18 protein-coding genes are annotated in these 19,505 nt (G+C 74.7%); 15 read left to right on the top strand and 3 right to left on the bottom strand.

The window, feature by feature from the left end; genetic code table 11:
• Position 1: 1 nt before the first annotated feature.
• Positions 2-1,678, bottom strand: coding sequence for a (2,3-dihydroxybenzoyl)adenylate synthase (locus tag PGN05_RS01405; RefSeq protein ID WP_419750494.1), 1,677 nt, complete (start codon positions 1,676-1,678; stop codon positions 2-4).
• The gene (locus PGN05_RS01400) at positions 1,675-3,243 is read right to left on the bottom strand and encodes an FAD-dependent monooxygenase (RefSeq protein WP_419750492.1); all 1,569 of its coding nucleotides are present in this window, start codon (positions 3,241-3,243) and stop codon (positions 1,675-1,677) included. Before PGN05_RS01400 ends, PGN05_RS01405 begins: the two co-directional genes overlap by 4 nt.
• A gap of 168 nt (positions 3,244-3,411) precedes the next feature.
• On the opposite strand from PGN05_RS01400, the gene PGN05_RS01395 reads away from it, so the two are divergent.
• On the top strand, positions 3,412-3,963 hold the full coding sequence (locus tag PGN05_RS01395) for a DUF6158 family protein (RefSeq protein ID WP_419750490.1): 552 nt from the start codon (positions 3,412-3,414) through the stop codon (positions 3,961-3,963).
• A gap of 6 nt (positions 3,964-3,969) precedes the next feature.
• Here PGN05_RS01395 and PGN05_RS01390 read toward each other — a convergent pair whose 3' ends face one another.
• On the bottom strand, positions 3,970-4,824 hold the full coding sequence (locus tag PGN05_RS01390; protein ID WP_419750488.1) for a PaaX family transcriptional regulator C-terminal domain-containing protein: 855 nt from the start codon (positions 4,822-4,824) through the stop codon (positions 3,970-3,972).
• A 179-nt stretch (positions 4,825-5,003) separates the two neighbouring features.
• On the opposite strand from PGN05_RS01390, the gene PGN05_RS01385 reads away from it, so the two are divergent.
• The 14 genes from PGN05_RS01385 to PGN05_RS01320 all read left to right on the top strand — a co-directional run bounded on the left by PGN05_RS01385 (position 5,004) and on the right by PGN05_RS01320 (position 19,439).
• Positions 5,004-6,224, top strand: a complete 1,221-nt coding sequence (locus tag PGN05_RS01385) for an ABC transporter substrate-binding protein (protein ID WP_419750486.1) — start codon at positions 5,004-5,006, stop codon at positions 6,222-6,224.
• A gap of 63 nt (positions 6,225-6,287) precedes the next feature.
• Entirely contained in the window at positions 6,288-7,172 is an 885-nt protein-coding gene (locus PGN05_RS01380) for a branched-chain amino acid ABC transporter permease (RefSeq protein ID WP_419750484.1), read from the top strand.
• Between the two features lie 20 nt (positions 7,173-7,192).
• Positions 7,193-8,194: a branched-chain amino acid ABC transporter permease gene (locus PGN05_RS01375; RefSeq protein ID WP_419750482.1), complete on the top strand. Its 1,002-nt coding sequence runs from the start codon at positions 7,193-7,195 to the stop codon at positions 8,192-8,194.
• Positions 8,191-8,982: an ABC transporter ATP-binding protein gene (locus tag PGN05_RS01370; protein WP_419750481.1), complete on the top strand. Its 792-nt coding sequence runs from the start codon at positions 8,191-8,193 to the stop codon at positions 8,980-8,982. Before PGN05_RS01375 ends, PGN05_RS01370 begins: the two co-directional genes overlap by 4 nt.
• Positions 8,983-9,684 (top strand): ABC transporter ATP-binding protein, encoded by a 702-nt coding sequence (locus PGN05_RS01365; RefSeq protein ID WP_419750479.1) that lies wholly within the window; start codon positions 8,983-8,985, stop codon positions 9,682-9,684.
• A 102-nt stretch (positions 9,685-9,786) separates the two neighbouring features.
• Positions 9,787-11,517, top strand: a complete 1,731-nt coding sequence (gene boxC, locus PGN05_RS01360; protein ID WP_419750477.1) for a 2,3-epoxybenzoyl-CoA dihydrolase — start codon at positions 9,787-9,789, stop codon at positions 11,515-11,517.
• 2 nt (positions 11,518-11,519) lie between these two features.
• Positions 11,520-13,001 carry a benzoyl-CoA 2,3-epoxidase subunit BoxB gene (gene boxB, locus PGN05_RS01355; protein WP_419750475.1) on the top strand — a complete coding sequence of 494 codons (1,482 nt, stop codon included), beginning with the start codon at positions 11,520-11,522 and terminating at the stop codon, positions 12,999-13,001.
• A gap of 83 nt (positions 13,002-13,084) precedes the next feature.
• Positions 13,085-14,770, top strand: coding sequence for a benzoate-CoA ligase family protein (locus PGN05_RS01350; RefSeq protein ID WP_419750473.1), 1,686 nt, complete (start codon positions 13,085-13,087; stop codon positions 14,768-14,770).
• Complete coding sequence (locus tag PGN05_RS01345) at positions 14,767-15,831, top strand: NAD(P)/FAD-dependent oxidoreductase (RefSeq protein WP_419750472.1); 1,065 nt, start codon at positions 14,767-14,769, stop codon at positions 15,829-15,831. The genes PGN05_RS01350 and PGN05_RS01345 overlap by 4 nt, the downstream gene beginning before the upstream one ends.
• 37 nt (positions 15,832-15,868) lie before the next feature.
• A complete protein-coding gene (fdxA, locus tag PGN05_RS01340; RefSeq protein WP_419750470.1) occupies positions 15,869-16,201 on the top strand; it encodes a ferredoxin in 333 nt (110 codons plus the stop codon).
• A 3-nt stretch (positions 16,202-16,204) separates the two neighbouring features.
• Complete coding sequence (locus PGN05_RS01335) at positions 16,205-17,113, top strand: LLM class flavin-dependent oxidoreductase (RefSeq protein WP_419750468.1); 909 nt, start codon at positions 16,205-16,207, stop codon at positions 17,111-17,113.
• 145 nt (positions 17,114-17,258) lie between these two features.
• On the top strand, positions 17,259-17,645 hold the full coding sequence (locus PGN05_RS01330; protein ID WP_419750466.1) for an STAS domain-containing protein: 387 nt from the start codon (positions 17,259-17,261) through the stop codon (positions 17,643-17,645).
• 67 nt (positions 17,646-17,712) lie between these two features.
• The gene (locus PGN05_RS01325; RefSeq protein WP_419750465.1) at positions 17,713-18,525 is read left to right on the top strand and encodes an IclR family transcriptional regulator domain-containing protein; all 813 of its coding nucleotides are present in this window, start codon (positions 17,713-17,715) and stop codon (positions 18,523-18,525) included.
• A 107-nt stretch (positions 18,526-18,632) separates the two neighbouring features.
• Positions 18,633-19,439, top strand: coding sequence for an alpha/beta fold hydrolase (locus PGN05_RS01320; RefSeq protein WP_419750463.1), 807 nt, complete (start codon positions 18,633-18,635; stop codon positions 19,437-19,439).
• Positions 19,440-19,505: the final 66 nt, after the last annotated feature.

The following is a 19,505-nucleotide window of genomic DNA, read 5'->3' as shown; positions in this document are numbered from 1 at the left end:
GTCAGCCGGTCAGCCGGGCGGCGACGTCCTCCCGCAGCGCCTTCTTGTCGACCTTCCCGACCTTGGTCGTGGCCAGCTCCGCGACGACCTCGAGCCGCTCGGGCCACGTGTGCCGGGCCACCCCGGCCGCGGCCATCGCCGCGCGCACCTCCTCGAGGGTCAGCGCCGCACCCGGCCGCAGGACGGCGTAGAGGCAGACCCGCTCGCCCAGCTCACGGTCGGGCATGGCCACCGCGGCGGCTTGGGCCACCTGCGGCAGCGTGTAGGCGAGGTTCTCCACCTCCTCGGCGCTGATCTTCTCGCCGCCCCGGTTGATCATGTCCTTGTCCCGGCCCTCGACGACGAGGTTGCCGTCGGGCCGGCGGCGGACGACGTCGCCGCTGCGGTACCAGCCGTCCGGGGTGAACGCGCGGGCGTTCTGCTCCGGCGCCCGGTAGTAGCCGCGCGGGGTGTAGGGCCCGCGGGTGAGCAGCGCGCCGGGCACGCCGTCGGGCAGGTCGGCCCCGGTCTCGTCCACGATCCGCACCTCGTCGCCGGGGCTCAGCGGCCGCCCCTGCGTCGTACACACCACCTCGTCGGGGTCGTCGAGGCGGGTGTGGTTCAGCAGCCCCTCGGCCATGCCGAACACCTGCTGCAGGGTGGCGCCGAGCACGGGCCGGACGGTGCGGGCCACCTCGTCGGCCAGCCGCGCGCCGCCCACCTGCAGCAGCTCCAGGGTGGCCAGCTGCCCGGCCCCGACCTCGGCGGCGTGCGCGAGCCAGCGCTGGGCGACCGCGGGCACGGCAGCCGTGACGGTCACGCCCTCGGCGGCGACGACGGCGAAGGTCCGCTCCGGCTCCGGTGACGGCAGCAGCACGACCCGACCGCCGCTCAGCAGCGTGCCGAGGATCCCGGGGCAGGCCAGCGGGAAGTTGTGCGACGCCGGGAGCGCGGTCAGGTACACGCTGCCCGGCCCGAGCCGGCAGAGCTCCGCGCTCGCCCGGGCGTTGTAGGCGTAGTCGTCATGGGTGCGGGCGATCAGCTTGGGCAGCCCGGTGGTCCCGCCGGAGAGCAGGAACACGGCGACGTCCCGGCTGCCGGGCGGATCGGTGTCCCAGCGGGCCCGCAGCACGACGGGGTCCCGGGGCGCCGCGCAGAGCGCGGTCAGGTCCACCGACCCCGGCGCCACGGCCTCGCCGACGGCGAGCACCGCGCGCAGGGTGGCGGAGGCGGCGACCAGCTCCGCCGCCATCGCCTGGTGGTCGAAGCCGCGCAGCGTCGTGGGAACGGCGAGCGCGGCCGCCTCCGCGTGCTGCGCCAGGTGGCCCAGCTCGTGCGAGCGGTGCGCGGGCAGCGCCATCACCGGCACGATCCCGGCCCGCAGACAGGCCAGCGTCAGGACGACGAACTCCCAGCAGTTGGGCAGCTGGACGACGACCCGGTCGCCGCGGACCAGGCCGAGGTCGTCGACCAGGCGGGCGGCGAGCGCGTCGGCCCGCGCCAGCAGCTCCCGGTACGTCAGCCGGACGTCGCCGTCCACCAGGGCGACCGCGTCCGGCCGGGTGTCGCCGGCCTCGGCCAGCTCGGTGCCGAGCGCGCGGCCGCGCCACCACCCGCGGGCCGTGTACTCGCGGGCCAGGTCCTCGGGCCAGGGCACGGTGCCCTCGGCGATCGGGGTGGCCCTCCTCCGCTCGGTCATCGGCGCGCTCCTCCCGCCACCAGGTCGGTCCGCCCGGAGAGGACGGCGGTGGTCGCGGTGTCGGCGTCGGCGTCCTCGACGAGCAGGGCGGCCGCCCCGTGCTCGAGCCGGGCCGCCTCGCACAGCAGCCGCCGGGTCAGCGGGGTGCCCCCGCCGACCGCCACCAGGTCGGCGCCGGCGCGCACGCCGGCCGCCACGGCGTCCAGCGCCGGCGGCAGGTCCTGCTCCGCGTCGGGTGCGGTCACCGCGAGGCCCCAGGGCCCGGCGCCGGGCGGCCCGGCGGCCAGCGGGAGCGCCCCGCCCGGATATCGCACCGCGTCGCCGGCCACCTCGACGACTCGGCCGGGCACCCGCCGGCCGGCGAGCTCCAGCGGGCTCGCCAGGGGCTCGGCGCCGTGCTCGGCCGCCCACCGCGCGTGCACCTGCGCGACGAACCCCTCGTCGCGGCGGCGCAGCCGGGCGTCGGTGAGGCTGCGGGTGAGGAAGTGGTAGGCGAACTGCCAGGCCGGCAGCGCGTCGTGGGAACGCCCGACGTGCTCCCACCACGACAGGCTGGGCCGGGCGGCGTCCTGGATCCTCGCGACCTGCGGCTGACGGGCCGCCTCGTAGGCCGCCAGGGCCGCGTCCACGTCGTCCCCGTGCGCGTCGAGCGCGGCGGCCAGCGCGACGGCGTCCTCCATGGCCATCTTCGTGCCGGAACCGACCGAGAAGTGCGCGGTGTGCGCGGCGTCGCCGAGCAGGGCGACGGCGGTCCGGCCGGCACGGGCGGTCCACCGGCGGGTGCGCAGCGTCCGGAAGTTCGACCACCGGGAGTTGTTGACCAGCAGTTCGGCGCCGTCCAGCTGGCCGGCGAACAGCTCCTCCAGGTAGGCCCGGGAGCGCTCGTCGCTGGGCCCGGGCGGTTGGGTGACGTCGAAGGCGTCCAGGCCCGCCGCCCGCCACGACGCCTCGTCGGTCTCGACGATGAACGTCGAGACGCCGGACCCGATCGGATAGCCGTGGACGGCGAACACCCCGTGCGGGCCGCGCTCGTGGACGAACGTCAGGCCCGCGAAGGGGTACGTCGTCCCCAGCCAGATGAACTTCGCCGACGCCGTCTCGACCGTGGCGCCGGCGGTGCCGGCGAACCGGGCCCGCACCCGCGAGTTCGCGCCGTCGGCGGCGACGACCAGGTCCGCCCCGGCGGACAGCAGCGCGTCCGGGTCGGCCTCGGTGGCGTAGCGGACCTCGACGCCGACCTCGGCGGCCCGCTCCTGCAGCAGCCGCAGCAGGGTGCGCCGCTCGACGGCCGCCATCCCGTTGCCGCCGCAGCGCAGCCGCTCGCCGTGCACCCGCACCTCGATGGGGTCCCAGTGCACGCCGTGCTCGGTGAGCGCGGTGCGCAGCACCGGGTCGGCGTCGTCGATCCCGGCCAGGGTGGCGTCGGAGAAGACCACCCCGAAGCCGAAGGTGTCCTCGGCGCGGTTGCGCTCGTACACGGTGACCTCGCGGCGCGGGTCGGCGCTGCGCAGCAGGGCCGCCACGAACAGGCCGCCCGGTCCGCCGCCCACCACCGCGACGCGCATCGGATCCTCCCCGGCCGGCGGACTGGTGCCACACGGGCGCGGTCAGGGTGGCACAGACCGGGCCGGCCGCACCTCCGGCGCCGTTCCGCCGAGGTGACAGCCCGGCGCCCCTGCCGACACGATGAGACCCCGGTCACCGTCGACCGGGCACGACCGAGGGGAGCGGCCATGACCGACCGACCGGGCATCCCGGCGCGCGAGCTGACCGACGAGGAGCTCGAGCGCCAGGGGTTGCACGCGCACGCGATGCGGCACTGGGTCTTCCTGCACGGGACCGCCGAGCAGTACCGGACCCACACCGAGCGGATGCTGGAGCTGGAGCAGGAGTACCTGCGCCGGCACCCGCAGCGCACCTGGCAGGGCTCCGGCGGCGAGGCGGCCGCCCCCTCGCGCGACGACCGCATCCGCGACCTGGTGCAGACCTTCTCCCGGGCGATCACCGCGCTGCTCGACGAGGAGCCGGTGGCCGCCGCCACCCCACGCCCGCGGACCGACCCCCAGCAGGCCCAGCTGGCGCTCCTGCAGCGCTTCGCCGAGGCGCCCGGCGGGCGGATGCACAAGCTGGAGGCGCACCAGATCGCCCGCCAGCTCGCACCCGACAGCCAGCTGGTGGCCCGGCTCTACCGGCAGGACCCGCCCCTGCTGGAGGCCGACCGCGACATGCGGGTGCTCACCGACGCCGGCCGGGACTGGCTGCAGCGCCACGCCGTCCCCGCCTGAGGGCGGTCAGCGGTCTCGGACCAGCTCGGCCCAGGCCTGCTGCGCGCGCGGCGCCCAGGAGGCGTGCCGCTCCCGGAAGACCTCGGCGGCCCGGCTGCCGCTCCAGCGCGGCGGCAGGAGCTCGCGGGGCAGGCCGGGGTCGAGCAGCGGGAAGCGGCGCCACTCCTGCACGAGCCGGACCTGCGCGACCAGTGCCTGCCGGTCCGTCCGCGGCCGGCGCCGGCTGACCAGCTCGAGGAAGTCCTCGTAGCGGGCCTCGATGCCGTCGAGGTCCCAGGCGGTGCGGGCCAGCGACCGCTCGTCGCCGACCAGACCGGCGGTGGCGACGAACGACCAGCTGCCGGCGAGGACGCCGAGCTGCTCGAGCACCCGCCGGGCCTCCTCCTCGCGGTCGACCCGCGGGGTCACCCACGTCCCGGCGTCCAGCGAGCCCAGCCCGGCCCAGCCCAGCCGGGTGCGCAGCTGCTGGCGCAGCGCCCGGTTGTTCTCGGGCACGCCGACGGACAGGACCAGCCAGCGGCCGTCCCAGGCGCGGTCGTCGGCGGCGAAGCCGTAGATGCGCTCGGTGCCCTCCCGCAGCAGCCGGGTGCCGGCGTCGGTGAGCGCCCAGCGGGTCTCCCGGCCGATGCGGCTGGGCTCGATCCAGCCGCTGTCGGCGGTGCGCATGATCGCCTGCCGCGCGGCCTTCTCGGCGACGTCGAGCTCCCCCAGCAGGTCGATGAGGCTCGCGGTCCACACCGGCCCGCCGCCGGGCAGCACGAACTCGCCGAGCACGGTGAGCAGCAGGCTGCGCGCGCTGGCCGCGCCCAGCTCCTGCCGGCGGGTGACGAACGGACCGTCCACGACCTCCACGCCCCTCATCGTGACACCCCGTGCCACCCCGCCACCCACCGCGACCCCGGTCCCGCCGCAGGTCACGGAACGGCACCAAAGCGGCCGACGGGCGAACTGTGAGGCTTGACACACCTGGACGGGAAACTACATGGTTCAGTTCCATCAGACGTGCGGGTGTAGCACGTCGTGAGCTCCGGAGTGTGCCCGTGGTGCATCACCTGTCCGGTCGGCGACTGGTCGGCAGCCTCGGCGTCGGCATCCTCACCCTGGCCGTGGCCGCGTGCGGAGGCGGCAGCCTCGGCGGCGAGGAGGAGGGCGGCAGCGGGGGCGGCGGCGAGGGCGGCGGCACCGTCCGCGTCGGCCTGGTCATCCCCCAGGCCGGGGTCTACACGCCGCTCGGCGAGGACATGCAGCAGGGCTGGGACCTCTGGCTGGAGCAGAACGGCGGCGAGATGGGCGGCTTCACCGTCGAGACGGTGACCGCGGACGAGGGCGAGGGCCCCGACACCGGCGTCCCGGCGGTCCAGCGGCTGCTCACCGAGGGCGACGTGGACGCCATGGTCGGCATCGTCAACTCCGCCACCGCGCTCGGCGTCGCCGAGCAGGTCACCGAGGCCCAGATCCCGCTGATCGTGGCCAACGCCGGGGCCGAGGCCATCACCAAGGACGCGGCCAGCCCCTACGTCTGGCGCTCGTCGTTCACCAACGCCCAGATCGCCGCCGCCATGGGCGAGCACCTCGCCGCCGAGGGCATCGGCCCGGTCTACGTCATGGCACCGGACTACGCGGCCGGGCAGGAGGTCGTCGCCGGCTTCACCGCGGCCTACACCGCCGGCGGCGGCACGATCGCCGGCCAGGCGCTGAGCCCGTTCGGCACGACCCAGGACTTCCAGCCCTTCCTCTCCGGCATCCAGGGCTCGGGCGCCGCGGCCACCTTCGTCTTCTACGCCGGTGGCGAGGCGGTCAGCTTCGTCCAGCAGTACGCCGACTTCGGCCTCAAGGACACCGTGCCGCTGTACGGGTCCGGGTTCCTCACCGAGGGCAGCGTGCTCGAGGCGCAGGGCCCCGCGGCGGTCGGCGTCCGGACGACGCTGCACTACTCGACCGAGATCGACAACGCGGCCAACACCGAGTTCGTGCAGGCCTACCAGGAGGCCTACGGCGAGCTGCCCACCACGTACGCGGTGCAGGCCTACGACGCGGCCAACGTCCTGGCCCGCGCGCTGGAGGAGGCCGGGGACACCGGTGGCGAGGCGGTCAGCGACGCCCTCGGCGGCCTCGGCGAGATCGACGACAGCCCGCGCGGCCCGTGGAGCTTCACGAACCAGACCCCGGAGCAGGCCGTCTACCTGCGCGAGGTGGTCGACGAGAACGGCACGCTCGTGAACTCCGTCGTGGAGGAGCTCGGCGTCTTCCCCCAGCCCTGACCCGCCCGGTGCCGGGCCGGGAGTCACCGTTCCGCGGCCCGGCACCCCCGGAAGGAGCAGCCCGTGCTCGGCTGGTTCGACGCGAACCTCGTCAGCATCCTGAACGGCCTCGCCATCGGCGCACTGCTGTTCGTCCTCGCCGTCGGGCTGTCCATCGTCTTCGGGATGATGGACGTGCTCAACCTCGCCCACGGCGCGTTCTTCCTCGTCGGCTCCTACCTCGCGGTCACCTTCGTCGCCGGGGACTCCTGGGGCGGCTTCCTGACCGCCCTCGGTGTCGCCGCCCTCGTCGGCCTGCTCGCCGGCGGGGCGCTGTCGGGGATGACCGAGCCGCTGGCCCGGCGGCCGATCCTCGACCAGGCCCTGCTCACCCTGGGCATCTCGCTGGTCGTGGCCGAGGTGCTGTCCATCGTCTACGGCAACGACGTCCGCTCGGTGCCCCCGCCCCCGGGCCTGGACGGCAGCGTGGACGTCGCCGGCAGCGCCTACCCCGCCTACCGCCTGCTCATCATCGGCATCGGCCTGGTGCTCGCGCTGGTGGTGTGGCTGGTCGTGGAGAAGACCTCCGTCGGCGCGCTCGTGCGGGCCAGCGTCGCCGACCGGGAGATGGTCTCGGCGATGGGCATCGACAACCGCAAGGTGAAGGTCGCCGTCCTGGGCCTCGGGTCGATGCTGGCCACCGTCGCCGGGGTGCTGGCCGCCCCCGTCTACGGCGCCCGGCCCGGGCTGGACGAGACGATCCTGCTGCTGGCGCTGGTGGTCGTGGTCATCGGCGGGCTCGGGTCGATCCGGGGCGCCCTCATCGGCGCGCTGGTCATCGGCCAGGTCGAGTCGCTGGGCCGCGCGCTGCTGCCGGAGCTGGCCTCGTTCATCCTCTTCGGCACCCTGGCGCTGGTCCTCATCGTCCGACCCCGTGGACTCTTCGCCGGGAAGGTGGCCCACTCATGACCGTGGAGAGTCCTCCTGTCGTGAGCACCGCGGACGGGGCGCCGGCCGCGGCGGCCGCGCCGCGGCGCCGCACCTCCCGGCCGCTGGCCGCCGTCCTCGCCCTCGCCGTGCTGGCGGTGCTGGCCGCGGTGCCGCTGTTCGTCGACCCCTTCGGCACCACCACCGTCTCCCGCCTGCTCGTCTTCGCGCTGTTCGCGATGAGCCTGGACCTGCTGGTCGGGATCACCGGGCTGCCCTCGCTGGGCCACGCGGCGTGGTTCGGCATCGGCGCCTACACGGCCGGACTGGTGTCCACCCACTGGAACAGCGAGGGCGTGGTCACCGTGCTCGCGGCGGCGGTCGCCGGGGCGGTGGCGGCCGCCGCGACCGGCTGGCTGGCGGTGCGCAGCGGCGGCGTCTTCTTCCTCATGCTCACCCTCGCGATCGGTGAGCTGGTGCACCAGCTGGCCCAGTCGCTGTCGTCGGTCACCGGCGGCTCCAACGGCCTGTTCGGCATCCCCTCCATCCGGGTCGCCGGCACGCCGCTGACGCTGGCCGGGTACGTGTACTGGTTCGTCCTCGCGGTCGTCGTCCTGGGCGCGCTGGGACTGTGGCTGGTGGCCGCCTCGCCGTTCGGCGCCGCCCTGCGCGGCATCCGCGACAACGAGGCCCGGATGCGCTCGCTGGGCTACTCGCCGTTCCGCTACAAGTACCTCGCCTTCGTCCTCGCCGGCGGGTTCGCCGGCCTGGCCGGGGGCCTGTTCGCCGGGCTCGTGCGGATCGTCAACCCCAGCGACACCGGGTTCACGACCAGCGCGCTGATGCTGCTGGCCGTCGTCCTCGGCGGGGCGGGCTCGCTCTGGGGGCCGGCGCTCGGGGCGGCGGTCGTCGTCCTCGTCCGCGACACGTTCGGGCCGACGCTGGAGGGGCACGGGCCGCTGCTGCTCGGCCTGCTGTTCATCGCCGCGGTCTACCTCCTCCCCCGCGGCGTCGCGGGCCTGGCCGGCCTCCGGCGCCGGCGCCCCCGGGAGGGATCGGCATGAGCGCACCTCTGCTGTCGCTGTCCGGCGTGGGCCGGACGTTCGGCGCGCTGAAGGCGGTGGACGACGTCTCGCTCGAGGTCCCCGCGGGCGCGCGGCACGCCCTCATCGGCCCGAACGGCGCCGGCAAGAGCACGCTGTTCAAGCTGGTCACCGGGGCCCTGCGGGTGTCCGCGGGCACCGTGGCCCTGGCCGGGGACGACGTGACGCGGCTGTCCGAGCCGCAGCGCGCGCGGCGCGGGATCAGCCAGACCCTCCAGCACTCGAGCCTGTTCCTCAGCCAGACCGTCGAGCAGAACGTGCTGCTCGCCGCCCAGCGCCGGCACGGCTCGCGGCACTCGCTGGTGCCCCGCCGGCAGGCCGCCGCGCGCGAGCGCGTCCGCGGGCTGCTGGCCGACGTCGGGCTCGAGGCGCGGGCCGCCACCCCGGTCGCGGCCCTGTCCCACGGCGAGCGGCGCCAGCTGGAGGTGGCGGTCGCTCTGGCCTGCGAGCCGACCCTGCTGCTGCTCGACGAGCCGGCCGCCGGGATGTCGCCGGCGGAGAGCGCCCGGCTGGTCGGCCTGCTCAAAGCGCTGCCGGAGTCGGTGACCGTGGTGATCGTCGAGCACGACCTCGACGTCGTCTTCGCGCTGGCCACGTCGGTGACCGTGCTGCACCTGGGCCGGGTGCTGCTGACCGGCAGCCCGGACGAGGTGCGGAGCAGCGCCGCGGTGCAGGAGGCCTATCTCGGCACCGGCCGCGGCGCGCTGTTCCTCGACGGCACCGGGCCGGCCCGGCTGGAGGTGGGCTGAGTGCTCGAGGTCCGCGGACTGCGGTCCGGCTACCGGCGCAGCACCGTCCTGCAGGGCGTCGACCTCGACGTCGCGGCCGGCCAGGTGCTGGGCCTGCTCGGCCGCAACGGCGTCGGCAAGACCACCCTGGTGCACACCCTGATGGGGCTGGTGACCCCGTCGGCCGGCACGGTGCGGCTGGAGGGCGCCGACCTCACCGGCCGCCGTCCGGACGTCGTCGCGCGGGCCGGGGTGGCGATCGTGCCGCAGGGCCGCCGGGTGTGGGCGCCGCTCACCGTGACCGAGCACCTGGACCTCGCCGCCCGGCGCGGCCGGGGCCGGGGGCCGTGGACCGTGCCGCGGGTGCTGGAGCTGCTGCCCCGCCTCGGCGAGCGGAGCCGGCACGCGGCCGGTCAGCTCTCCGGCGGCGAGCAGCAGATGCTGGCCATCGCCCGCGCGCTGCTCACCAACCCGCGGCTGGTGCTCATGGACGAGCCCTCCGACGGGCTGGCCCCGGCCGTGGTCGACCTCATCGGGGAGGCGATCGGCGGGATGAAGGCCGAGGGCACCACCCTGGTCGTCGTCGAGCAGGACCTGCACCTGGCCTTCGCCGTCGCCGACGAGATCGCGGTGATGGACAAGGGCCAGGTCGTGCACCGCTCGCCCACGCTCGCCTTCCGCAGCGACAGCTCCGTCGCCTCCGCGCTGCTCGGGGTCTCCTGACCGCGCGCTACATCTGTTCTGTCTCTTGCGCACGGTCGTGTAGCACGTCAGGATGGGTGACGGGCGCCACACGCCCGCGCCGGCAACTCCCCTGGAGGCACCGTGACCACCCTCGACGACCGAGCGGCGACGACGGCGGAGGGCCCGGCCCCCGTCGCCGAGCCGGCCGCCACGACCGAGGTCTCCTTCGACACCTCCCCGGAGGCCTACCGGCACTGGACGCTGTCGACCGACGGTGAGGTCGCCACCCTCACCCTCGACGTCGCCGAGGACGGCGGGATCGTCCCGGGCTACGAGCTGAAGATGAACAGCTACGACCTCGGCGTCGACATCGAGCTGCACGACGCCGTCCAGCGGATCCGCTTCGAGCACCCCGAGGTGAAGGCGGTCGTCGTCACCAGCGCCAAGGAGCGGATGTTCTGTGCCGGCGCGAACATCAAGATGCTCGCGGCCTCGCCGCACAGTTGGAAGGTGAACTTCTGCAAGTTCACCAACGAGACCCGCAACGGCTTCGAGGACGCCTCGGCCCACTCGGGGCTGTCGTTCGTCGCCGCGGTCAACGGCACGGCGGCCGGTGGCGGGTACGAGCTGGCGCTGGCCTGCGACCAGATCGTGCTGGTCGACGACAACTCCTCGGCGGTGTCGCTGCCCGAGGTGCCACTGCTCGGCGTGCTGCCCGGCACCGGCGGCCTGACCCGGGTCGTCGACAAGCGCGGCGTCCGGCGCGACCTCGCCGACGTCTTCTCCACCACCGCCGAGGGGATCCGGGGCGAGCGCGCGGTGCGGTGGCGGCTGGTCGACGCGACCGTCAAGGCCCGCGACTTCGCCGACGAGGTCGCCCGCCGGGCCGCCGACCTGGCCGCCCGCTCGACCCGCCCGGGCGCCGGGGCGACCGGCGTGCAGCTGACCCCGCTGCGGCGCGAGACCGACGGCGACACCACCCGCTACGAACACGTCCGCGTCGTGCTGGACCGCGACTCGGGCACCGCGACGGTCACCGTGCTCGGGCCGACCGCCGTCCCCGGCAGCGTCGACGAGCTGCAGGAGCAGGGGGACGCCGCCTGGCTGCTGGCCGCCACCCGCGAGCTGGACGACGCGATCCTGCGGCTGCGCACCAACGAGCTGGCGATCGGCACCTGGCTGCTGCGCACCGAGGGCGAGCCGGCGACGGTCGCCGCCTACGACGAGTTCCTGCTGGCGAACCGCGAGCACTGGCTGGTCAACGAGACGATCGGCTTCTACCGCCGGACGGTGAAGCGGCTGGACACCACCTCGCGCAGCCTCTTCGCGCTGATCGAGCCGGGCAGCTGCTTCGTCGGGTCGCTCCTGGAGATCGCCCTGGCGGCCGACCGGCAGGTCATGCTCGAGGGGCAGTTCGAGGACGACGACGACCCGAAGCCGCCCGCGGTGGTCCGGCTGGACGCGTTCAACACCGGCCTGCTGCCCATGGGCAACGGCCTGTCCCGGCTGCAGGTGCGCTTCCTCGGCAGCGCCGAGGAACTGGCCGCCGCGGAGGCCGCCACCGGGCGGGACCTCGCGGCCGCCGACGCCGCCGAGCTCGGCCTGGTCACGGCCACCCCGGACGACATCGACTGGGACGACGAGGTCCGGCTGCTCATCGAGGAGCGGGCGAGCTTCTCCCCCGACGCCCTGACCGGCATGGAGGCCAACCTGCGCTTCGCCGGTCGCGAGACCCCCGAGACGAAGGTCTTCGGCCGCCTGACGGCCTGGCAGAACTGGATCTTCCAGCGGCCCAACGCCGCTGGGCCGGAAGGAGCGCTGCGCCGGTACGGCACCGGCAAGCGGGCCGACTACGACAGGAAGCGGGTCTGAGCATGACCACCACCGAGAGCTCACCCACCAACGGCACGGTCACCGGCGACGCCCCCGCCCCCACCGGGCCGCTGTCGACGATCGACTACAGCGAGCGCATCCCCAACAACGTCAACCTGGCCGGTGACCGCAAGCTGCAGCGCGCGCTGGAGGGCTGGCAGCCCAAGTTCCTGGACTGGTGGAAGAACCTCGGCCCCTCGATCCCCACCCACGACGTCTACCTGCGCACCGCGATCGCGGTCGGCCGCGACGGCTGGGCGCACTTCGACCGGGTGCCGATGGAGGAGTACCGCTGGGGCATCTTCCTCGCCGAGCGCGACCCCGACCGGAAGGTCAACTTCGGGGACAAGAAGGGCGAGCCGGCCTGGCAGGAGGTGCCCGGCGAGCACCGCTCGGACCTGCGCCGCCTCATCGTCATCCAGGGCGACACCGAGCCCGCCTCGGTCGAGCAGCAGCGGCACCTGGGTATGACGGCCCCGTCGCTCTACGACATGCGCAACCTCTTCCAGGTCAACGTGGAGGAGGGCCGTCACCTGTGGGCGATGGTCTACCTGCTGCACGCCTACTTCGGGAAGGACGGCCGCGAGGAGGCCGAGGAGCTGCTCAAGCGCAACTCCGGGGACTACGACTCGCCCCGCATCCTCGGTGCCTTCAACGAGGAGACCACCGACTGGCTGTCGTTCTTCATGTTCACCTACTTCACCGACCGGGACGGCAAGTACCAGCTCGGGACGCTGAAGGAGAGCGGCTTCGACCCGCTGGCGCGCACCTGCGAGTTCATGCTCAAGGAGGAGGCGCACCACATGTTCGTCGGGACGACGGGCGTGCAGCGCACCGTCCAGCGGACCGCCGAGCTCATGAAGCAGCACGGCACCGACGACATCTGGCAGTACGGCGGGATCCCGCTGTCGGTGATCCAGAAGTACCTGAACTTCCAGTTCTCCGTCTCGATGGACCTCTTCGGTTCCGAGACCTCGTCCAACGTCGCCGGCTACTACACGTCCGGGCTCAAGGGCCGCTGGATGGAGACCCGCCGCAAGGACGACCACCAGCTGCACGACCTGACGATGGACGTCCCGATCATCGAGGACGGCCGGATGAGCAGCAGGACCGTGCCGATGCTCACCGCGCTCAACCTCGACCTGCGCAACGAGTACGTCGCCGACTGCGCCAACGGCGTCAAGCGGTGGAACCAGGAGCTGGAGGAGGCCGGCCTGGAGGAGCGGCTGTACCTGCCGCACCAGGGCTTCAACCGCAAGGTGGGCGCGTTCTCCGGGCACCACGTCACCCCGGCCGGCGAGATCGTCGACGCGGCCACCTGGGAGCGGACGGTCAGCGGGTACCTGCCGACGCCGGAGGACCGCGCGCAGGTCGCCGAGCTGATGGTCCCGCACCACGAGCCCGGGGAGTTCGCCGGCTGGATCGCCCCGCCGTCGGTCGGCATCAACTCGCTGCCGGTCGAGTACGACTACGTCCGCTTCTGAGAAAGGACCCTCCTGCCCCCCACCGCTCGCACGCTCGCGGCGGGACCCTGCAGGAGGGCCACATCACCGAAGGGCTGAGCAGCGTGGCCACCCTCGACACCGCCCGTCCCGACCTCCCCTCCCCGGCCGCGGCGCCGCCGGGTCCGGAGCCGTTCAACGCCGCCGAGTGGCTGGTCACCCGGCACGCCCGCGCGGCCCCCGGCAAGCGGGCGATCTCCGCCATCGACCTCGACGGCAGCGTGCGCACCCTGAGCTACGGCGAGCTCGACGACGCCGTCCGCCGGTTCGCCGCGGCGCTGGTCGCCTCCGGCGTCCGGCCCGAGGAGCGGCTGCTGCTCTGCATGGGGGACACCCCGGAGCTGCTCACGGCGTTCCTGGCCGGGCTGCGCATCGGCGCGGTCCCGGTCCCGGTGAGCACGATGCTCAAGCCCAAGGACATCGCCGTCCTCGCCACCGACAGCCGGGCCCGGCTCGTCCTGCTCAGCGCCGAGTTCGCCGATCTCGCGCCGGCCCTGGGCGGGATGCGTGACCTCGCCGACGTCGTCGTGTTCGACGCCGAGGAGCTCCCGGAGGTGGCCGGCGCCCGCGTCCGTTCCTGGCCGGAGTTCCTCGCCGCCGGCACCGGCGAGTTGGACCGGGTGGCCGAGCCCTATCCGACGGTCGCCGACTCCCCCGCCTTCTGGCTCTACACCTCGGGCACCACCGGCACACCCAAGGGGGCGATGCACCGGCACGGGTCGCTGCGCGACACCGCCGAGACCTACGCCCGCGACGTGCTGGGCATCGGCCCGGACGACGTGACGTTCTCGGTGGCGAAGTTCTTCTTCGCCTACGGCCTCGGCAACACGATGACCTTCCCGTTCGCCGTGGGCGCCAGCACGGTTCTCGACCGGGCCCGGCCCAGCCCGGCGAGCACGCTGCGGGTGCTGCAGGAGCACCGGCCGACCCTCTTCTTCGGCGGTCCCACGTACTACGCCGCCCTGCTGGCCGCGGGGCTGCCGCGGGACGCCTTCGCCGGCGTGCGGGCCTGCGTCTCGGCCGGCGAGGCGTTCCCCGCGGCGCTGTTCGAGCGGTTCACCGGCACGTTCGGGGTGGAGATGCTCGACGGCATCGGGTCGACCGAGATGCTGCACATCTTCATCAGCGGCCGGCCCGGCCGGACCCGCGCCGGCTCGACCGGTGAGATCGTCGCCGGCTACGACGCGAAGATCGTCGACGACGAGGGCGCCCCGGTGCCCGACGGGACCCCCGGGCACCTCTACGTCCGCGGCAGCTCGGCGGCCACCGGCTACTGGCAGCGGACGGAGGTCAGCCGGCGGGTGTTCCAGGGCTCCTGGGTCCGCACCGGCGACACCTACGTGCGCAGCGCGGACGGCTACTACACCTCCCTCGGCCGCACCGACGACATCATCAAGGCCGGTGGCATCTGGGTCTCGCCCACCGAGGTCGAGGAGCGGCTGCGCCAGCACCCGGCGGTCAACCAGGTGGTCGTCGTCTCGCTGCCCGACGCCGACGGCCTGGACAAGCCGGTGGCCTGCGTCGTCCTGCTGCCCGGCGGGCAGGCGACCGAGGAGGACCTCGTCGGCTTCTGCCGCGACGGCCTGGCCGCCTTCAAGCGGCCCCGGCACGTGCTCGTCTTCGACGAGCTGCCCACGACGGCGACCGGCAAGCTGCAGCGGTTCCGCATCCGCGAGCTGGCCCTCGCCCGGCTCGAGGGGGCGGCCCGCTCCGACAACCTCGCCGCCGCGACCCCGGGAGAGCCCGCATGACCGCGACCGACCTCGTCCCGTCACCCACCGGGGTGGACGACGACCGCCGGGTCGACGCCGACCTGCTCGTGGTCGGGGCCGGGCCGGCCGGGCTGTACGCGGCCTACTACGCCGGCTTCCGCGGGCTGCGGACGGCGCTGGTCGACAGCCTGCCCGAGCCGGGCGGCCAGGTCATGGCGCTGTACCCGGAGAAGATGGTCTACGACGTCGCGGGGTTCCCCGGCATCAGGGGCCGCGACCTGGTCGCCGGGCTGGTCGAGCAGGCCGCCCGCTTCGACCCGGTGTACGTGCTGGGCGAGCGGGCCGAGTCGCTGACCGACGAGGCCGGCCGCCGCCCCCGGGCCGGGGAGCGACTCGTCGTCACCACCGACAAGGGCACCCGCATCACGTGCGGCGCCGTGGTCATCACCGGCGGCATCGGCACCTTCACGCCCCGCCCGCTGCCCGGCGGCGCGGAGTGGGAGGGCCGCGGGCTCACCTACGTGGTGAAGCACCTCGCCGCGCACGCCGGCCAGGACGTCGTCATCGTCGGCGGCGGGGACAGCGCGGTCGACTGGGCGCTGGCGCTGGAGCCGCTCGCCGCCTCGGTGACCCTGGTGCACCGGCGCCGGAACTTCCGCGCGCACGCGGCCAGCGTCGCCGACATGGAGCGGGGGCGGACCGTCGTCGTCACCGACGCCCAGGTCGACTCCCTGGAGGGCGACGACGTGCTGCACACCGTGCACGTGCGCGCCAAGGACGGCACCGTCACCCCGTACAAGGCGCAGGCGGTGATCGCCGCGCTCGGGTTCACCGCCGACATCGGCCCGCTGGAGCGGTGGGGCATCGACATCGTCGACCGCAAGATCCTCGTCGACACCGCGATGCGCACCTCGGTGCCCGGCGTCTACTCGGCCGGCGACATCACCGAGTACGCCGGCAAGGTGCGGTTGATCTCGGTCGGTTTCGGGGAGGCTGCGACCGCGGTGAACAACGCCGCCACCTACCTCGACCCCGACCAGCCGCTGTTCCCCGGCCACAGCAGCGACGACCCCGCCGGCCTCGGCGCGGCCGCGCACTGACCCCCGTCGACCACCCCGCCCCACGAGGAGAGTCCCCGTGCCCTACGTCATCGGCGCCGAGTGCATCGACACCACGGACATGTCCTGCGTCGAGGAGTGCCCGGTCGACTGCATCTACGAGGGCGACCGGAAGCTCTACATCAACCCCAAGGAGTGCATCGACTGCGGCGCCTGCGAGCCGGTGTGCCCGGTCGAGGCGATCGCCCAGGACCGGCGGGTCAGCGACGAGAACGAGCCGCACGTCGACGACAACCGGCGCTTCTTCGTGGAGGTGCTCCCCGGGCGGGAGGCGCCGCTGGGCAGTCCGGGCGGGGCGTCGAAGGTCGGCCGGATCGGCGTGGACACCGAGCTCGTCGCCGAGCAGAGCTGACCGGTGCGCGTCGTCCTCTCGCTGAGCAGCGACCAGACCGCCGTCGCCGCGGAGGCCCGTTCCGCCGAGGACGCCGGGTACGACGGCGTGGCCACCGGCGAGCACCTGTTCTTCCACAGCACGCACCCGAACGGCTTCGTCGCGCTGGCCGCCGCCGCGGGCGCGACCAGCCGCATCCGGCTGCTCAGCGCCCTGACCGTCGTCCCGCTCTACCCGGCGGCGCTGGCCGCGAAGCTGGCCACCACGCTCGACCGGGTCAGCGGCGGGCGGTTCGACCTCGGCGTCGGCGTGGGCGGCGAGTACCCGCCGGAGTTCACCGCGGCCGGCGTCGACGTCACCGAGCGCGGCGCCCGGGCCGACGAGGCCCTGCAGCTGTTCCGCGCGCTGTGGGCCGGCGGACCGGTGGACTTCGCCGGCCGCTTCACCCGGGTGCCCGGCCTGGCCCTGGACCCGCTCCCGCTGCAGGCCGGTGGCCCGCCGATCTGGCTGGGCGGCCGGCGGCCGGCCGCCATCCGCCGGGCGGGCCGGTTCGGCGACGTCTGGATGCCGTACATGTACACCCCCGACCAGCTGGCCTCGAGCCTCGTCGAGGTGCGGGCGGCCGCGGAGGCCGCGGGCCGGGACCCCGCCGCGGTGCGCGGTGCGGTGTTCTGCTGGGGCGGGGTCGACGAGGACGCCGCCCGGTCCCGGCGGCAGGTGGTCGAGACGGTGAGCGCCGTCTACCAGCAGGACTTCGACCGGCTGGCCGACCGCTACCTCCTGCACGGCGACCCCGACCGCGTGGCGGCCCGGGCCCGGGAGTACGCCGACGCCGGCGCGGAGACGCTGGTCTTCTCCCCCGTCGGCGGGGGCACGGAGCGGCAGTCGCTCGTCGATCTCTTCACCAGCGAGGTGCTGCCCCGGCTCCGGTGAGCCGGGAGCCCGCTCGACGGGCGGGCACGCGTCTCGACCGGTACGCTCGGGTCTCGGTCGAAGCTCCGGCCGGCGCACGTGAGGTGCGCACCACTCTGGCCCGGAGCTCCCGCCTCCCGGCCCCGCGATGCCCGCGAGGTCCACCGTGTCGGCTCGTCCCCGCGTCCTCTCCTCTCCCTTCCCGCGCACCCTGCTCGTCTCGGTCGACCTGCGCGCCGGGCGCGTGTACGTCACCGGCGACCTCGACCGGGCGTGCGCCCACCACCTGCTCGACGCGCTGGCCGCCCTCTCCTCCACCGCCCACCCGGTGTGGACGGTGGACGCCTCTGGCATCTCCTTCTGCGACACCGAGGGCCTCCGGGTGCTCGCCCGCGCCCAGGCGCTGGCGGCCGCCCGCGGGTGCTCGGTGCGGGTGGTCCGCGCCCGGCCGTTCCTCGCCGACCTCGTCGACCTCGCCGGGCTGGCCACCCTGGTCGACGGGTCCGCCGAGCGGGGACCGACTCCCCCGACGGGGTGGCCGGCTCGGGACTGAGCCCGTTCCCGGCCCCGCGACCGGGATGATGGCCCGGTCGAGCCGGGATCGGGACGAGGTGGGGGCGATGGCCGGACGCGGGACCGGACCGGACTTCGTCGAGGCGCTGGCGCGCGGCCTGGACGTCATCGCCGCCTTCAACGCCGACCGGCCGGCCATGTCGCTCAGCGAGGTGGCCTCCGCCGCCGGGCTGGCCCGCCCGACCGCCCGCCGGCTGCTGCTGACCCTGGAGGAGCTCGGCTTCGTCCGCTCGGGTGGCGGCGCGTTCTCCCTGACCCCGCGGGTGCTCAGCCTCGGCACCGCCTACGTCGGCGCGCTCGGGCTCTGGGACATCGCCCGCCCGCACCTGGAGGCGCTGGTCGCCCGGACCGGCGAGTCCTCGTCGATGGCGCAGCTGGACGGCTCCGACATCGTCTACGTGGCCCGCGTCGCGGTGCCCCGGATCGTCGCGCTGCGGGTCGAGGTCGGCACCCGCTTCCCCGCCGTCCGCACCTCGCAGGGCAAGGTCCTGCTGGCCGCGCTGTCCCCCGACGAGCTCGAGACCGCCCTCGCCCAGCCCAGCCGGGCGGGCCTCCCCACGTCCGAGCCGGACGCCGACCGGCTGCGCGACGAGCTGGTCCGGGTCCGGGCGCGCGGCTGGGCGCTGGCCGACGAGGAGCTGGCCCCCGGCATCCGCTCGGTGGCGGTGCCGGTGCGGGACGGCCGCGGCACGGTGCGCGCCGCCATGAACGTGACCGTGCACGCCGCGGAGACCTCGACCGAGCGGCTGGTGCAGGAGCACCTGCCGAAGCTGCTGCGGACCGCCGGCGACGTCGGTGCCGAGTGGGCGCTGTGGCAGTCCCGGCCGCACGTGGAGGTCGCCCCGTCCGCGACGGCCTGAGCGCGGCCCCTCCGCTCCACGGAGTCGGCGTTGACACCGCGACGTGGCATGCGACACGGTCCCGGGGGCGGACGACTGTCCGTTTCCGCGACGAGGCAGGAGAGACCGTGACCGCACCCGCTGCTGCACCGACCCCGACGAGACTGCCGATGGGCTCCGGGGAGATCAGCCTGTTCCGCCAGGGCTCGGGCCGGCCTGTCCTCTTCCTGCACGCCGCCGGCGGCGCCGGCCACTGGGAGCCCTTCCACGAGCGGATGGCGGAGTCGGTCGACCTGATCGCCCCCGACCACCCCGGCTTCGGCCACAGCGACGAGCTGCCCGAGGTCGCCACCATGGCCGACCTGGTCCAGCACTACCTCCAGCTCCTCGACGAGCTCGGCATCGACCGGCTCGACGTCGTGGGGGCGTCCTTCGGCGGCTGGACCGCCGCGGAGCTGGCCAGCACCATCCCCGACCGGGTCGAGCACCTGGTGCTCATGGCCCCCGCCGGGCTGGACGTGCCCGAGGCGCCCCCGGCCGACCTGTTCGACCTGGCCCCGCCGGACCTGGTGCGCGCGCTCTTCTACGACGACGCGCTGGTGGAGGCGGCTCTCTCCGCGCCCCCCACGCCCGAGCAGGTCGCGCAGACCCAGAAGGACGTGGCCGCCTTCGCCCGGTTCGCCCGCGAGCCGTACCTGCACAACCCCGAGCTGCCGGCCCGGCTGCCGCTCATCACCTGCCCGACGCTGGTCATCGCCGCGGAGATCGACGTGATCGTCCCGCGCGAGCACAGCGAGGCCTACGTGAAGGCGATCCCCGGGGCGGTGCTGCGCGACCTGCCGCGCACCCGGCACGGCCTGCACCACGAGCGGCCGGACGAGGTCGCCGACGAGGTCCTCGGGTTCGTCCTGGGCTCGGACCCCGCGTCCCGGTGACGGACGCCGGGTCTCCTGACCCGGCCCTCCCTCCGCGACGAGGGGGCGCCGACCACCTCGTGGTCG

The sequence above is a fragment of the Geodermatophilus sp. CPCC 206100 genome, from assembly GCF_048569675.1.
Lineage (GTDB): Bacteria > Actinomycetota > Actinomycetes > Mycobacteriales > Geodermatophilaceae > Geodermatophilus.
The sequence above is the reverse complement of the archived record's forward strand: the minus strand, read 5'-3'. Positions and strand labels throughout refer to the sequence as shown.

What these genes read in the sequence shown, in the direction of transcription:
- PGN05_RS01370 (WP_419750481.1), top strand. Translation starts at nt 8,191, where the DNA reads ATGAGCGCACCTCTGCTGTCGCTGTCCGGCGTGGGCCGGACGTTCGGC.
- PGN05_RS01395 (WP_419750490.1), top strand. Translation starts at nt 3,412, where the DNA reads ATGACCGACCGACCGGGCATCCCGGCGCGCGAGCTGACCGACGAGGAG.
- boxB (WP_419750475.1), top strand. Translation starts at nt 11,520, where the DNA reads ATGACCACCACCGAGAGCTCACCCACCAACGGCACGGTCACCGGCGAC.
- PGN05_RS01345 (WP_419750472.1), top strand. Translation starts at nt 14,767, where the DNA reads ATGACCGCGACCGACCTCGTCCCGTCACCCACCGGGGTGGACGACGAC.
- PGN05_RS01390 (WP_419750488.1), bottom strand. Translation starts at nt 4,824, where the DNA reads ATGAGGGGCGTGGAGGTCGTGGACGGTCCGTTCGTCACCCGCCGGCAG.
- PGN05_RS01400 (WP_419750492.1), bottom strand. Translation starts at nt 3,243, where the DNA reads ATGCGCGTCGCGGTGGTGGGCGGCGGACCGGGCGGCCTGTTCGTGGCG.
- PGN05_RS01405 (WP_419750494.1), bottom strand. Translation starts at nt 1,678, where the DNA reads ATGACCGAGCGGAGGAGGGCCACCCCGATCGCCGAGGGCACCGTGCCC.
- PGN05_RS01325 (WP_419750465.1), top strand. Translation starts at nt 17,713, where the DNA reads ATGGCCGGACGCGGGACCGGACCGGACTTCGTCGAGGCGCTGGCGCGC.